Annotated in this window: 14 protein-coding genes and 5 pseudogenes; 8 read left to right on the top strand and 11 right to left on the bottom strand. The window is 51.5% G+C overall.

Features of this window, described 5'->3' with window-relative positions; all coding sequences use genetic code 11:
* Nucleotides 1-73: 73 nt before the first annotated feature.
* A pseudogene (locus ACA072_RS09140) lies at nucleotides 74-235 on the bottom strand (con-10 family general stress protein); the annotation flags it as partial.
* 263 nt (nucleotides 236-498) lie between these two features.
* Between ACA072_RS09140 and ACA072_RS09135 the strand changes: the two are divergent.
* The 3 genes and pseudogenes from ACA072_RS09135 (at nucleotide 499) to aac(6') (ending at nucleotide 2,002) form a co-directional block, all read left to right on the top strand.
* Nucleotides 499-1,056: an ATP-dependent Clp protease proteolytic subunit gene (locus ACA072_RS09135; protein WP_497624038.1), complete on the top strand. Its 558-nt coding sequence runs from the start codon at nucleotides 499-501 to the stop codon at nucleotides 1,054-1,056.
* Between the two features lie 115 nt (nucleotides 1,057-1,171).
* A pseudogene (locus ACA072_RS09130) lies at nucleotides 1,172-1,422 on the top strand (DUF1652 domain-containing protein).
* A gap of 124 nt (nucleotides 1,423-1,546) precedes the next feature.
* A pseudogene (gene aac(6'), locus ACA072_RS09125) lies at nucleotides 1,547-2,002 on the top strand (aminoglycoside 6'-N-acetyltransferase).
* A gap of 447 nt (nucleotides 2,003-2,449) precedes the next feature.
* Here the strand turns inward: aac(6') and ACA072_RS09120 are convergent.
* From ACA072_RS09120 to ACA072_RS09090, 7 genes and pseudogenes are all read right to left on the bottom strand, one after another.
* On the bottom strand, nucleotides 2,450-3,481 hold the full coding sequence (locus ACA072_RS09120; protein WP_497451147.1) for a sensor histidine kinase: 1,032 nt from the start codon (nucleotides 3,479-3,481) through the stop codon (nucleotides 2,450-2,452).
* Between the two features lie 9 nt (nucleotides 3,482-3,490).
* Nucleotides 3,491-4,966 (bottom strand): ATPase domain-containing protein, encoded by a 1,476-nt coding sequence (locus ACA072_RS09115; protein ID WP_497624037.1) that lies wholly within the window; start codon nucleotides 4,964-4,966, stop codon nucleotides 3,491-3,493.
* Entirely contained in the window at nucleotides 4,963-5,397 is a 435-nt protein-coding gene (locus ACA072_RS09110) for a hypothetical protein (protein ID WP_497624036.1), read from the bottom strand. Before ACA072_RS09110 ends, ACA072_RS09115 begins: the two co-directional genes overlap by 4 nt.
* A 100-nt stretch (nucleotides 5,398-5,497) precedes the next feature.
* On the bottom strand, nucleotides 5,498-6,034 hold the full coding sequence (locus tag ACA072_RS09105; protein ID WP_140678747.1) for a hypothetical protein: 537 nt from the start codon (nucleotides 6,032-6,034) through the stop codon (nucleotides 5,498-5,500).
* Between the two features lie 183 nt (nucleotides 6,035-6,217).
* Nucleotides 6,218-6,346: pseudogene (locus ACA072_RS09100) on the bottom strand (transcriptional regulator); the annotation flags it as partial.
* Nucleotides 6,347-6,527: 181 nt separating this feature from the next.
* On the bottom strand, nucleotides 6,528-6,722 hold the full coding sequence (locus ACA072_RS09095; RefSeq protein ID WP_497451144.1) for a hypothetical protein: 195 nt from the start codon (nucleotides 6,720-6,722) through the stop codon (nucleotides 6,528-6,530).
* Between the two features lie 484 nt (nucleotides 6,723-7,206).
* Nucleotides 7,207-7,446 (bottom strand): DUF1652 domain-containing protein, encoded by a 240-nt coding sequence (locus ACA072_RS09090; protein ID WP_497266481.1) that lies wholly within the window; start codon nucleotides 7,444-7,446, stop codon nucleotides 7,207-7,209.
* Between the two features lie 175 nt (nucleotides 7,447-7,621).
* Here ACA072_RS09090 and ACA072_RS09085 point away from each other — a divergent pair, with 175 nt between their 5' ends.
* Both ACA072_RS09085 and ACA072_RS09080 read left to right on the top strand, forming a co-directional pair.
* The gene (locus ACA072_RS09085) at nucleotides 7,622-7,831 is read left to right on the top strand and encodes a hypothetical protein (protein WP_497266483.1); all 210 of its coding nucleotides are present in this window, start codon (nucleotides 7,622-7,624) and stop codon (nucleotides 7,829-7,831) included.
* A 553-nt stretch (nucleotides 7,832-8,384) separates the two neighbouring features.
* On the top strand, nucleotides 8,385-8,822 hold the full coding sequence (locus ACA072_RS09080) for a PRC-barrel domain-containing protein (protein WP_497451143.1): 438 nt from the start codon (nucleotides 8,385-8,387) through the stop codon (nucleotides 8,820-8,822).
* Between the two features lie 297 nt (nucleotides 8,823-9,119).
* On the opposite strand, the gene ACA072_RS09075 is transcribed toward ACA072_RS09080, so the two are convergent.
* The 3 genes from ACA072_RS09075 to ACA072_RS09065 form a co-directional block, all read right to left on the bottom strand.
* The gene (locus ACA072_RS09075; protein WP_497624035.1) at nucleotides 9,120-9,431 is read right to left on the bottom strand and encodes a hypothetical protein; all 312 of its coding nucleotides are present in this window, start codon (nucleotides 9,429-9,431) and stop codon (nucleotides 9,120-9,122) included.
* Between the two features lie 274 nt (nucleotides 9,432-9,705).
* Nucleotides 9,706-10,401, bottom strand: coding sequence for a VIT1/CCC1 transporter family protein (locus ACA072_RS09070; RefSeq protein ID WP_109631392.1), 696 nt, complete (start codon nucleotides 10,399-10,401; stop codon nucleotides 9,706-9,708).
* A 498-nt stretch (nucleotides 10,402-10,899) separates the two neighbouring features.
* Complete coding sequence (locus tag ACA072_RS09065) at nucleotides 10,900-12,069, bottom strand: sensor histidine kinase (protein ID WP_497624034.1); 1,170 nt, start codon at nucleotides 12,067-12,069, stop codon at nucleotides 10,900-10,902.
* 499 nt (nucleotides 12,070-12,568) lie between these two features.
* Here ACA072_RS09065 and ACA072_RS09060 point away from each other — a divergent pair, with 499 nt between their 5' ends.
* From ACA072_RS09060 to ACA072_RS09050, 3 genes and pseudogenes are all read left to right on the top strand, one after another.
* The gene (locus tag ACA072_RS09060) at nucleotides 12,569-13,261 is read left to right on the top strand and encodes a DUF421 domain-containing protein (protein WP_497266493.1); all 693 of its coding nucleotides are present in this window, start codon (nucleotides 12,569-12,571) and stop codon (nucleotides 13,259-13,261) included.
* 68 nt (nucleotides 13,262-13,329) lie between these two features.
* Nucleotides 13,330-13,557: pseudogene (locus ACA072_RS09055) on the top strand (DUF4062 domain-containing protein); the annotation flags it as partial.
* Nucleotide 13,558: 1 nt separating this feature from the next.
* Entirely contained in the window at nucleotides 13,559-14,101 is a 543-nt protein-coding gene (locus ACA072_RS09050) for an MFS transporter (RefSeq protein WP_497624033.1), read from the top strand.
* The last annotated feature ends 1 nt before the right edge of the window (nucleotide 14,102 follow it).

Raw genomic sequence — 14,102 nt, 5'->3', positions numbered from 1 at the left:
CGTCGGCGAATTCGCCTCCGCGATTCGTACCCTGCCCGCCTCCGGACATGCGATCGCTATCGCGGGATTGTTGTCCGCCGGAAGCTTGACCACCTTTTTGGCCTGCTTCGGACGCGCGTTGTGGATCGTTGGCAAAATTTCCGCCTGAGGCTTCTCCACCTTTCTTACCGGCTTCGGAAGCCTTGTCACGGTCATTAGAAAAATTGCCTGGATTTTTGTTTCCTGTATTAGCCATTTTTGTTCACCTCTACATCGTTCGCACGAGCATGGGCTCGTCTAATTCGGAGGACGCACAAAACAGAAAGTTTGAACGGATTATTGGGCTTGCGACGAGTGGATTTGGACATTTGGTTCCATAGAAAAAGCGTGCATTCGATGGATGGCGTGTGCCTAATGGACGCGCAACTGACGTCGGATTCAGATCAGAAGGATCGATGTTTACTAGACTTAATAATTCGTAGAAGTCCTCCATGTTCATCACACTCAGGAGGTCAATCGATGACTGAACACATCGTGCACTTTCATTGCCAGATAGATCAGGGAACGACTGAACGCTTCCGGGACTGTTGCCTCGAAGCCATCGATCAAGGCGCCACCTCTTTGCTCCTCAATCTGTCTACAAGCGGGGGCAGCACCAACTTTGGCTTCACCCTCTACACGTTCCTGAAATCATTGCCGGTACCGCTATGCGCGATCAACGCGGGCAACATCGAATCAATGGGCATCATCATGTTTTTGGCAGCAGGCCGCCGTATCACCTCGCCCCACTCACGCTTCCTGATTCACCCGATGAATTGGTACTTCAGCCAAAAATCAGTCGACCATCAGCGTCTGCGTGAATACCTGTCGAGCCTCGACAACGACCTAGCGCGTTACGTACAAATTTTCACACTCGAAACTGCTGACGCAGAGACCAAACTCGATATTTTCCATTGCCTTTCGGCGGAAGAGAAAGTTATCGCTGCACATGAATCCCTGGCCTACGGCATTGCTCATGAGATGCAGCAGATGGTATTCGCCGATGATGTAAAACACTGGAAAGTAAGTGGTGGATGAGGGCGCTGCGGTCGTCATAAGCAGGCAGTTTAGAAAGACCGAAACACTAGCGCTTCCTTACCATAACCACATAAGACAAAAGTCATTTGGATGACTTCCGTCGAAACAAGCGGCCATGCTATCGACTTTAGAAATCCGCCACTTAGTGGAGCAAAGTTTTCTGCCCTCTCGTTGCGAATGCACCGTTGATCCAGGAGCCGCTTTGACGGCACGTTTTTTCACGATGCTTCGAATCAAGAATTACTCGTCGTCACTGAAATCTCGGTGACTCAGCTCAAAAATGGGGACGCCATCGCAAACCTTGTTGCTGGACTAAAACAAAATCTTGAACTCGTTACTACTGCTCCTGGCTATACAGCTCCTTAAACTGATTCTAATGCTACGCTTTGATTTCGTCGAATAAAGATGAAAGGACTCCAATCGAAACCTCATTCCTCAGATGGAGGATAACCTATGATCTTGGGCAATTATTCCTTCGCATGTTCCCTCAGTGATCAAGCGCTGCACTTTGCTCAACCATAACGGTTGGCTGCCCCTACGTGTTGCCTTGTGGCCTGATTCCGCCCCGGACAATGACCATGACAAACGAACGATACTGAGCGAGCCAGAGCGCTATCTGGTACTGATCTTCGTTAATAAGAACGGCAACGCTCTAGGGTTTGCCGAGGCGTCGATCCGAGCGGACTACGTCAACGGTACAAGCTCCTCACCCGTGGCCTTTCTCGAAGGTCTGTACGCCCGGCCCGCCGGTCGGGGCCAAGGCATAGCACGGCAACTCGTGGTGGGTATCCAACTGTGGGCAGAAGAAATGGGCTGCACTGAACTGGCTTCGGATGCACTGCTGGATAATTAGGGAAGCCATGCCATGCATGAGGCCTTGGGCTTCGCAGAGACCGAACGGGTGATTTACTTTTTGAAGCCTTTGGGGCTATCAAAGCGTAGTTAGTAGCATTCAAGGCCTGACCCGTTGGCCACACGACCGCTCTTTTTTCGCTCAGTGACCCAGAAGTTTTCTCCGACCTAAAGGATAGGAGAGTTCGGTAGCGATGACTCATTCAGTTGAGAATTCCAAGCTGCACACGCGTCCGAATGTTGGTTACAGCGGCACACCATCTTTCACCGGAAAGCTCGCGAGTTGCGACCAACATCATCATTCGGTTAATAGCCGCATCCAGGTCTAAAAGCAGCTCATGAGATTTAAATCTAAAGTCGTCCGCTGCGTTCATGTCGGATCCTGTGCTCAGCGGGTCTGATTCCAAGTTCCGCGTCGCAGTCCCACCAAGAATCTAATTGCGGTTTTTAATGGATCAGCCCGAGCGATGGACGTAATCATTTTTTCTGGCTGGAACAGGGCGTGTCCCCTGGAATCAAATGAATCGCTGTCCACGCCTTTTTATCCGCTTGAATGGATCACCATCGGTAACGTGACCACGAATTCGCTACCCATGCTATCACCCTCGCTCATACCGGTAACTTCGCCGCCGTGCGCCTCAACCAACTCGCGGACTACTGTCAGTCCGATGCCCAAGCCAGAGCCATTGAATCCGACGGCATGCACGTCTTGAACATAGGAGTCGAAAATAAACGGGAGTGTATTAGCGGAAATGCCTATTCCATTGTCGGAAATGGTTATCTTCAAAACGTCGGACGCTACCGTTACGGATAGTTCGATTCTACCGTGGGTCGGTGTGTATTTAGCCGCATTTGCCAGAAGGTTGTGGAGAATCTGCGCGAGGCGCCCCGGGTCACCATTGACCATCAAGATGCCGTTGGGAAGATGGGCGTTGAAATGCTGCTCTTGTGCGTCCATTAAAGGGCGGCACGCATCAATGGCCTCACGCAGAATTTGAATCATGTCGACATCGCGGCGATTGAGTCGTAACTTACCAGTGCTAGCACGGGAGACGTCCAGCAGATCGTCCACCAGCTGTGACATATGTTGCACTTGGCCTTCGATCAACTCCCGCATCCGAGGCAGCTCGTCGCTAGGCATCCGCACCATACGCTCTGCAATCATACTGATGGGTGTTAATGGGTTACGTAGCTCATGGGCCACCGTCGCCAGTATGCTTTTTTGCTGACTCAGTGCGCGCTCGGCTACAGCCTGAAGGTCTTGAGCACTGAGCGCGGCTATGACCAGCTGTGCATTAGCTTCACGCAGCTCCTGGTACAACCGTTGCTCTTCCAAGCGTGGGGCGACTATAGCGTCAGACTGCACCAGCAGTTTCGCCGGTACTGGCTGCTGATTAGCCTCAATCACCTGCTCGACCTGCTGACTATCCACCAGCCGGCTGCTGGCGTCGCTCAACTCTTTTTGAAGTGCTGCCAGCACGGCGCGTGCTTCAACGGTTTTCTGGCCAAGCAGGAAGAGTTCGTGAGCGGCATTAGCGATCTCACGCTCATTCGTGCCATCGACATTACTCATGAGTCGGGCTCAAGCATTTTTATCTCCTGAATTTGATACACCTGAAATCCGCTTTGTGGGTCGGCCTCCGAGCAGACCTTCTTGTTCATGAAGCATTTCGCCAATCTGCAAGCCGTTTTCATCGACGCGGTACAAGCGCAGCTCATCGGAGTGGGCACTGGCCCGCATCTTGACCACGGCCATGATGCGCAGTAAGCGGCTCTCTACTTCAATATAGCGTTGGACAATGATGGCGTCAGTGAGAAATGCCGTGCCGTAAGGGCTGAAACGCAAGTCGGTGTAGCGGTCTTCCAGCTCTGAGGTCATCAGCACACTGACCCCGGCACTGGTCAGCGCGGTGACCATACGCGACAGCGATTCACGGAAGTCTTCGCGGAAGGTCGGCGCCAGCGCCAGTTCGAAGCCCGACAACGAATCGATCACCACCCGGGTGGCTTTCAGTCGGCTGATCTCGCTGAGCAGCAACTGCACGATTTCGTCGATGGACAAGTCCGGTGCGCGACTGTCCACCAAGCCGACCTGACCGTTTTGGATCAATTGAATGAGGGCGGCATTTTGAAAATGATTGGGCCGTTGTTCGAACACCGTGATGACGCCGGTTTCGCCGTTGCGTGCGCCTTCGGCCAGGAACGTCGCCGCCAGGATGCTTTTGCCCGACCCCGACGGCCCAGCCACCAGCAAGGAATAACCCCGAGGTAGGCCTCCACCGAGCATTTCGTCGAGCTGCGGGACACCCATTTTTAGGCGTTTGATCGGGAACTCCAGAGGCACTTCCGTCAGATTTGACGCTGCAGGCGAGAAGACCTTTATCCCCGAGGGGCCGATGCGGAAGGTGTGCAGCCCCGGTAATGTTGGCTGTCCGCGCATTTTCATGATTTCTATTTTGCGCACCATCGAGTTGCGCTGAACGCTCTGGCGCAGCCAGATCAGGCCATCGGCCACGGTGAAAATCGGGTTGGTGTCGGTTTCGTTGAAGTATTCGCCAATCAGGAAGGTCGTCGCCTGCCAGGTGGTCATCAACATGCCCAGTTGCTGAACGAACTGCGGCAGGTTGTTGTTGGGGTTGTCCTGAGTCTGGCTGGCCAGCACCACCGAACGGAAAGAGTCGACGAACACCAGCGCCGGGGAGTAAGCCTCCACCTCGCTGACGATGCGCCGCAGCACTTCGTCCAGATTTCCGGCCAGGGTGTCGTCGGTCAGGTTGATATAGCGGATCGACTGGTTGATCGCTTCGCTGTCGAAAAAGTCGAATTGCTGCTGATAACGCAACATCTTCAGCGGCGGCTCGCCCAGTACGGTAAAGAACAGCGCCGGGCGCTCGGGCGTGGCCAGGGCAAACATCATCTGGTGCGCCAGGGTAGTTTTGCCGCAACCCGGCGGGCCGGCGATCAGGTTGAACGAAAACTCCGGCAGTCCTCCGCCCAGCACCTCGTCTAGCCCTGGCACACCGGTGGCCAGGCGGTTGATAGTCACTTTGGTGCTCATAGCGAATTTTCCTGCGAAGGGGTGTCGCTCAATAAAGGTTCCCACATACCACGAAGCAAACGTGCGGTGAGCGAGGGTCCGATCAGCGTGGTCAGCAGTGCGTAAAAGGTAGTCAGCAACACTTCACCGAAAAACAGCGCATCGGCGTCGCTTTGCTCAACGATTACGGATTTGAGGGCAATCAGATCCATGCCTGCCTGCGCTCTGTCACAGGTGCCGGCCAGTCGCGGATGAGTGGAAACGCACAGATTGAGGCTGCGGCGATAAAGCGCGACAACCCCTTGCTGGCCGATGATGGGCCTGAGGGCTGCGTCCATATCCTGCAAGGTTGAAATAATTGCGTGGGCGGTCTTTGCAAGATCAGCAATGTCACCGACCCGGCGCGCCAGAGAAGCTACGATCTGGCGGCCCTCTTCGCTTTCCCTGGACATGGCTCACTAATTTTTGATGGGCACCTATCGATGGTACACCCTATAACCTGTGATCGAGTTTTCATTTGGGCGCAGAGCTGATGATGTCCGAATATCTCTCTCAAGCACCTAGTTTGGTGATTTGAATACAAACCGACCAAATGCCAAGCAATACCCAGAACGTCGCAAAGATCCAAGGTGTGCGCACCGAAAACAGCAACGCCTTTCGATACCCCTTTTGCGTGGACTCTCTCTCACAAAATAAAGGCGATTCGTCATACGCCAACCCCATTAAAGGCTCGCTATGCAATAGCTCACTCTGCTTGAAATGCCAATGGCCGATAATGTCGTATGCCGCACGAATACCGGGCCAAGCATTCAACGAACTTAGCACTCCAAGCAACGTAAGAAACGGTGGTACTACCAGCGTGAACAACTTGCCCCATTCGGGGTTGAGATTGCCCATAGAAGAGGCAAATGCGATGACCAAAAAAGACTGAGATGCCAAAAAGGCGTCAGTTCGATTAGCCAAGATGCTGGTTTCGTACTGAATCTCTCTTCGGTAAAAATCCAAGCGCTCCTTTGGCGACCCGAACATCCTTGCATTGTGCTCGTTTAGTGCGGTGTCACTTATCTGGGAAGTCAAAATTCTCGGCACGGTGGGTTCATCCTTATCAAACATGTGAAGCCGGCTTACCACCCATCCCAACCTAATTGAACTGGATTTCTCCCACGTTAGCATTGGTACTCACTAACATCTGTGTTAGCCGGACGTTTATCCGCATTCCCCGCAACGCCAACAAAAATGGCCCTCTCGGGCCGTTTTGTACTCAAACTAAACTCACTTGGAAAGCCGGGACTCGACGGTGTCGGAGCCGTGTTCAGCGTTCCATTCTTTAAGACCCTTGTGGTTACCGCCTTTGGTTTCGACGACCTCGCCAGTATGCGGATTTTTGTAGAATTTTACCCGCGAGGCTTGCTCAGCATGTCGCAGATGACAACTGTCGCCACTTCGTACTCATGATGTATTTCTAACGCTTTTGCTAAAAACACTCCTTGCCGACTCATAGGACTCTCTTGCATCAGACAAAAAGCATTGATCGAAATTGTCAATCTCAGCTAGTGAGCCCGTCCTTTTCAGAATCTGCAATTTAAATATTTGTGTTATGCGTATTCATAAAGGCATCCCAGCTTTCATAGGCGTCGTGCTGCCTCTTGCTGGCAAAATCCCAGTCGGGGCCTGAAACGCATTTGGATGTGACCAGCGTCATCATTTCCATCGTAGCGGCGTCGAGTTCTATCAGGAGCTCGTGTGATTTCATCCTGAAATCTTCGATCGATGCCATTAGCTTTGCCTCGGCGCGGAGGTCACCGCCATTGAGAAACAACTGCTCCTCGAGCGGTGGAGTACGAACACGCCAAATAATTCATACCTTCTGATCGCTGGTTCGTTTAGCCCCGAACCTTCTCCGTCAAAGTCAGCCGCTATAGCAGGACGGAAGAGTCGTGCATGAAATAAGGGAGCGGCCCGATCTTTGTCCCCGCGTTTGAAAGCGACGCGGATCAGTCGATGTCGCCGACAATGCGCACAGCGCGCTGGACGCCATCGACAGAAACGAAAAGTTCATCAAACTGACGCTCGCGGTATTTATCTGATAGACCCCGCAACGGTACCGCCATCAACCACCTACCTGCACAAGCCTTGGTCATTGGACGACTTGGTAATCGCGGTAGCGTCTCTCCTGCAGCCTGATTACCCCATTCGTAAGATTTGAGTCGTTGTTGGCCTGTTAGCTCTGATGCTCCCAAGTCCACCATTTGCCCTCGGGCTCACGCACAGATCGCTTGGCGCGCTGCCATTTCAATTCTGAGTTCGCCAATCAAATTTGAAATCGCCCGACTGGACGTGAGATCCGATGCCAACACGCCGGGGACAAACAGTTCCACGCGGCCAGAGGAAGGCTCAATCATCTTGATCAATAGCGAACCTTTGGGATTCACGGAGCAGGTGCAGGAGCGAGGTAATAAACCGCTTTCAATGATATGTCGGAGCTCAAGAGAAGAAATCATGGGGTACGTCCGAAGGAAAAATTCCTTCTCAGTCTTGTCTATGAAGCCCAGTAGTCAAGGAACGCGCCGGAGTAAATTCACGACCAATTGTTTCCCGTCCACTGGCCTTGAGCTGACGCGGCTGACTATTCATTTTTTATACTGCTAGGCTTGGCGTTTTCATGGAGGAACCTTGATGCCAAATTCAGATTTGCTCCCTTCCCTGCTCTTCAAAATCAATCAAAACCAATTAGCTCTTGAGGCCGCCATCATGGAGCTGACGCTCTGGGTCGAGCAACGTGGTTCTGCTGAAGTCGCCGGCAACGTTCGCGGTGCTTTAGACACGATTAGCAAAAACGAGGAATTCATCAATATGAGTCTTGCGGTGCTTATGTCACCTGAGTGACCTGGCCAAAACGCTATCAGTGGCGTCGTTCAGTCAATACTGCGCCAAGGATCGCGTGAGTAATGAGACAAGCTGCCGAGGCTATGTATCGTCCTCGTGGCCGAAGAATTTGGGATCAAGCACCAACGCGCGTAATGGCTTCAAACGTTTCTCGGCGAGATCAGCTTGCCGGGAGCATTCAGTGGCGTCCCCGGCAGCGCCCACAGCCGTCGCCTACTCATTCAAATAAGTTTGGTCACAGCAGTGACCAAAACTTAATCTTTATATTTATGAAGTTATATTCAAGCCGGAGACGTAGTTGCCATAATGGGAAATCGTTTAATCTAGATGTCTACGATATCGATCTAGTTAATACCCATAATAAAAACAAAGCATCACACATGGATAGCACACTAATTAAAAGCTGATTAACTTTTTTACTTCCAATTTGCCATTCGTCGTCATGCAGAAGAAAAATTCAACTTTTTAGAAAGCGGGTGACTCTCACTAATACAGCCATCAAGGTGGTGGGTGCATTTTCTGATTGATTGGCGATTGCTGATAGGAGATAGTAATGAACTACGAAGATCGTGATACCTATGGCATGTACAAAACCAACCTCCTACGAGATACCAGCTCTGAGGAACAGGGGCCTGGCCCCGACCTGATGGGGGCAGACACACTCATTGGAAATGATGTTTATAACCATAATGAAGAAGACTTGGGAGATATCAAGGAAATCATGCTGGATGTTCGCAGCGGTAGAGTGAGTTATGCTGTTCTCTCTTTTGGTGGCTTTCTTAGCATGGGAGAAAAACTGTTTGCGGTACCCTGGAATGCATTCACACTCGATACAGTAAATAAGCGCTTCGTACTAAACGTAGAGAAAGAACGCTTGGAAAACGCACCAGGTTTTGACAAGGACAATTGGCCTAATATGGCCGACGAATCTTGGGCAACTGAAATCCATTCTTTCTATGGAACTAAACCGTTCGATTACGATAATGTCTAGATACAAAGTATCGACAAAAGCTAACTGTCCATAACCAAAATGAAGAGTGATGCGCGCCGAGCAAACAACGACATGTTAAGATTGGTCGTTGGTGGCCAAACCCTAAGGCGCGCATTGCGGTGAAAAAGCGCTAACAACAAGGGTTTAGGGTGGATTCTGCTGACCGCCGTCGAATCCAAGGCTAGCCCAGCCGCATCGTACCGGAAAGCTATTCGTTTGAAGTCCAAAAGCTCGCGCGTCACACGGGCTTTTTTTGATGCGACATCTAGGCTCATCACGTGACTCTAACGATTTTGGCTAGCGAATGAGACTAATGGCGGTGGCTCGGATCAGAATTTCTTCCTGTTGAAAACGCCCTGCAAGATCGCGCTTAAAGCTTTGCCACCAAAGCCGATCAATAGCTTCAACCATGACCTCATAGACGATGATGTCGTCCTCTGCTCTCTCGTTATATTTCTGCAGTGAAATACCTTTCGCCGGATTGCGAGTGAAAGCCGTCACTCCTCCGAACTGTTCGGCCAACTGCTCCCGTACACGGCGAAAAAGCTCGACGGGCTGAGGCGTGCCATCGTTCGTGTTGAGCGGCAAAAAAATCTCGATCAGGTGCATTAGATAACCACAGCAGCCCACGGCTGTAAGTAATGCGATTCCCCTTGGGCCCCCAAGGCCTGCGTTTCAGTTTCAGCTTCTGTTCCAGCTTTCAATCCTGTGGGATTAAAAAGCTAAAGAAAACAGAAGAAAAACCGGCGGCATCCTATCGGATAAAGGTGTGTGGGGGCAGCGCTGCTTTTCTCTTGCCTTCAAATATATAAACCCTGTTCCATCCTTGTATAAAGGCCCACTCTCACCATCAAGAATTTAATTCTGGAACCCGCTCCGGGTTTTATACTGTGGTTCCCAACAGGGTACCGACTCCTGCTGCCACCGCCATCGAAAGTGCACTCCAAAAAGTCACACGTAAAACCCCATTTTTAATATTTGCCCCGCCGACCTTGGCCGCCAAGCCGCCAAGGATAGCAAGGAAGACCAACGACGCGACGACGATGACTGGGATGAGATGTTCTTGTGGAACTACTACGACCACGAGTAATGGTAGTGCTGCACCTACGGCAAAGCTTAGCGCAGATGCAAGAGCAGCCTGTAATGGCTTTGCACTCATCGCATCGGTGATTCCCAACTCATCTCGGGCATGCGCCCCCAAGGCGTCGTGATCCATTAGTTTAGTCGCGACTTCTTTTGCAAGCGGCACCTCAAGTCCTCGCTCAACATAAATTCCTGTCAGTTCACGATTCTCGCCCTTCGGATTTTCCTGAATCTCAATTCGCTCCGCCTCTAGGGCAGCCGCTTCCGTGTCGGCTTGGGACTGCACGGAAACGTACTCTCCGGTAGCCATCGACATAGCACCGGCGACGAGAGCAGAGACACCCGCTATAAGGATGCTGTTGTGAGTTGCGTGAGAGGCGGCTACGCCCAGAATCAGACTTGAAGTTGAAACGATTCCGTCATTGGCCCCCAATACGGCAGCGCGCAGCCAACCAATGTTGTCTATTGGGTGTTTCTCTTTATGATGCGCTGCCATTCTGGAATTCTCCGTGTGAAAAATTGCATTAGGTCAGGTCTCTGGCGTCATGAGCACCGTGAGATTCATGTTGATGAACGGAGATCCAATCACCGGTAATGACTGAATCAACCGATTAAATTTCAGAAAGATGCTTTACGCTGCCAGCATTTCCAGAACATACCGATCACGGCAAAAAGCCATTACGATAGTACATCGTGTTTAACAAAAAAGGCCCTCGAAGGGCCCTTTTGTACTCAAACCAAAATCACTTGGTCAGCCAGGACTCGATCTTGTCTGAGCCGTATGTCGCTTTCCGCTATTTCAAATTTTGTGATAGTCGCCCTTGGTTCCACGACCTCATCCGATTCCGGATTCTTGTAAACCTACCTCGCGAGGCTTGCGGGTGCCCGATTGCGGCAGGCAGCCGGAGCGCGACGACCAGGCTGTAGATCAGGCAGGTTGAAGATGTCCTTCAAGCTGTTGCCGTACTTGGTAAGTAAAGCGAGAAGCTTCGTTTCAAATTTGAGGACGCAAACTCAACATCGGAGAAAAAATTATCTGAAACGCGGTGCCGCCGATGTTTGCGTTGGGCTGGTGACTTAGCGAGCCACCCAGATTTTTAACAAGCGAAGTAATTACTTTCATTCCCAACCCTGACATTTTATCCACACCAAAGTCGGCTGGAAGTCCCTTGCCATTGTCAGTTACGGTCAGGCAATACTGATGTTCATATGGTGCCAATTGTACATCGACCTTGGTGGCCCCATATTTTAAAGCATTTGTCACCAATTCATTTACGATAAGGCCGAGTCGACTGAGTTGTTCGCTCGCCAAGGCGAGTGGAACGGCTTCGACCGAGATAGCTACCTGATCCCTACAACCTAACATTGCTGATAAGCCAGAACACAGTTGAACCAGATAGTCAGCACTATCGAGCGTCGTGGCAGCCTTACCGACGTTAATATGCTGATGCACATTTGCTACTGCAAATATTTTGGCAGCCGCTCTTGAAATCTCCTTAGCCGCTTCAGAGTTGCCCAGCTGAACACTCTGAATGCTCAGCATTGACACAATCAAATGGAGGCTATTCATGACTCGATGGTCAATTTCCTCGGCCATCAAGTGGGAATGATTCAGCGCTGCTTCCTTCTCAGCTATGGATCGCATGGCGGAAAGGCGCAGTTCAAGCTGATCCATTACAACGCTAGCAAGATCCGCCAACGTGTCTATCTGATCTTGGGTAACCGTGCGCGGCTGCGTGTCCAGCACACATAACGTACCGAGATTGAAGCCGTCGTGAGTATGCAGCGGCACACCCAAATAAAATTGAAGACCAAATTCGCCTGCGACAAGGGGATTAGAAAGCGTTCGAGGATCATGCCTAGCGTCTGTTACTAACCAAGGCCCATTCTGTAAGATCGCGGAGGCACAGAGTCCTGGATTGCGGGAAATTTGATTTGCGTCGAGCCCATGATGGGATTTGAACCAGATTCGATCTGTATCGACGATGCTCACGATTGCAATCGGAGTACCGAGAAGGCGCGCTGCTATTGCGGTCACACGATCAAATGCGCCGTCCGGAGGGGAATCAAGGATGGCGTACCTACGAACGACGTTCATTCGAAGGGATTCATCTGGAGCTGTTTCACTGGAGCTAACGGAATGAGGCGTGGTGTTCGCAGTCATTTTTACTCCCGAACGGCTCAAGGTCAATGCTTTAAGTGGGTTATCCGATGGAATGCCCGCTTTCAAACCGTTGCACCAAGGTCGCACTCGATTGATGGTCTGGATGGCAGCAGAACGATGTATGGTCTCACGTTTGTATAAGCCATGTCAGGCACGCACACAAACCGCTTCAATCAGTGGGGTGGTGGCAATGATCCCGCTGCCCGCAGGTCACGCCCTTACCCACCTACCGGATTGTAAAATCCGTGCCAGGGAACCGACAAGCACCAACAGGGCAGATTCCGCGCTTGCGCGAGTAAGCCTTCCGGTGAGTAACGGATGGTGCAAACTGGCTCACCATTCTTTGGCGAATCGAGGCTAAGGTTCATGTATTGGAGATTCATTCCACGACTAGCCCGTTTTCATCGCCCCCGTGGAGCTACTCAGAGGATGTAACGCTTTAGATGGGCAGGACTCACACAATTCAATGATTATCTAAAAAACCAAAAAAGAGGTGATGATGTCTCCCTTTGATATTCAACGGATGTTGATAGATGAGTTTCCACTAACATTTTTGCTAGAGGTAGGGTTTCGGGCAGCTTTTGCCTTTCTTGCCGTTTTCTTGTTCTTAAAATCAAGTGGCCGACGCGGGATAAGACAGCTCTCACTTTTTGAGTTGGTCGTGATTTTGACGTTGGGCTCCGCTGCCGGAGACGTGTCCTTCTACCATGATGTACCACTGTTGCCCGTTGCAGTCGTTTTCCTCACGCTGTTGCTGCTCTATCGCATGACGGTTTGGGTCATGACCAAAAGCAAGAAATTTGAAGCATGGATTGATGGTCTACCTGTAACCGTCATTCGCAATGGCTTATATGAACTTAAATCCTTAGAGAAGCTGAATATTTCATCGAGCGAAATATTGATGGAGCTTCGACAACGGGGCGTTGAGCACTTAGGCCAAGTAAGATTGGCGCTTATGGAAACAGATGGCGACATCAGTCTTTATTTTTACGATCAAGAAGACCTGCGCCCTGGCTTGTCAGTCCTACCTTTAGAACATCGTGCGGAGTTTATAAAAGTGCCCGCTTCGGGACTTTATTGCTGCGTGAGTTGTGGCTTTGCACAATCTATTCTTGAAGAACACGAAGCACGCTGCTCGCGGTGCGATCATGACATCTGGTCAAAGGCGCTGAGCACCCAACGCTGTAGGTGATGGTTGCTGGAAACAATCCCACCAGGCATCAGTCAAATCCACAGGCGCCAGCATTTTGAGGGGAACAGATGAAGGTATTCATAAGCTCGGTGGTAAGGGGATTTGAGCAATTCAGAGCGGCTGCCAAGGACGCCGTAGAAGCTCTGGATATGAAGCCGGTCATGAGCGAGCATTTTGGAGCCCGCACCTATTCTTCCGTGCATGCCTGCCTGACAGAGGTTGATCAGTGCGACGTCTTTGTCCTCATTTTGGGCGCTAACTACGGCTACGAGCCTGAGCCGGGTCTGTCGGTTAGCCTTGGCGATTGCCTCTCACCACACTCTAGAATTCGACATTAGCCCCTTCGTGCTGGGCCTTCTGCTGTCCTCCTTTTTATGGCTTTACCTCTTCGCACTCATACCCATGGGAATGCTGGAGGATCGATACGATACTCGGCTGGTCAACGCCTGGGGCATCGGCGTCTGGTCTGTCGCCCCCCTCCTCTCTGCAGCATCAGGGGGTTTCTTCTCCATGCTGATCACTCGTTTGCTGATGGGTGTCGGAGGGTCGACTTCGTACCCCGCCGGGGGACGCGCTCTGCGCGAATGGGTGCCTGCCGGCGAGCGCGGAATGGCGACCTCACTGTTCCATGCCGGTAGCCTGATAGGCCCGGGGATTGCTGCGTTGGGCCCGAGCATTGTCGTCAACAGTTACGAATGGCGTGTTGCCTTCGTCATAACTGCCGCTGTTCGATTCTTATGGCTGGCTGCCTGGCTGATATGGTTCAGGCAACCTGAAGTCGCGCGCTGGTTACATCCGCTTCAGGCGCTGCTCGCTGTCGTTAGGAATCTTGCTGCCTGAG

Source organism: Pseudomonas sp. LBUM1656, assembly GCF_059716065.1.
The sequence above is the reverse complement of the archived record's forward strand: the minus strand, read 5'-3'. Positions and strand labels throughout refer to the sequence as shown.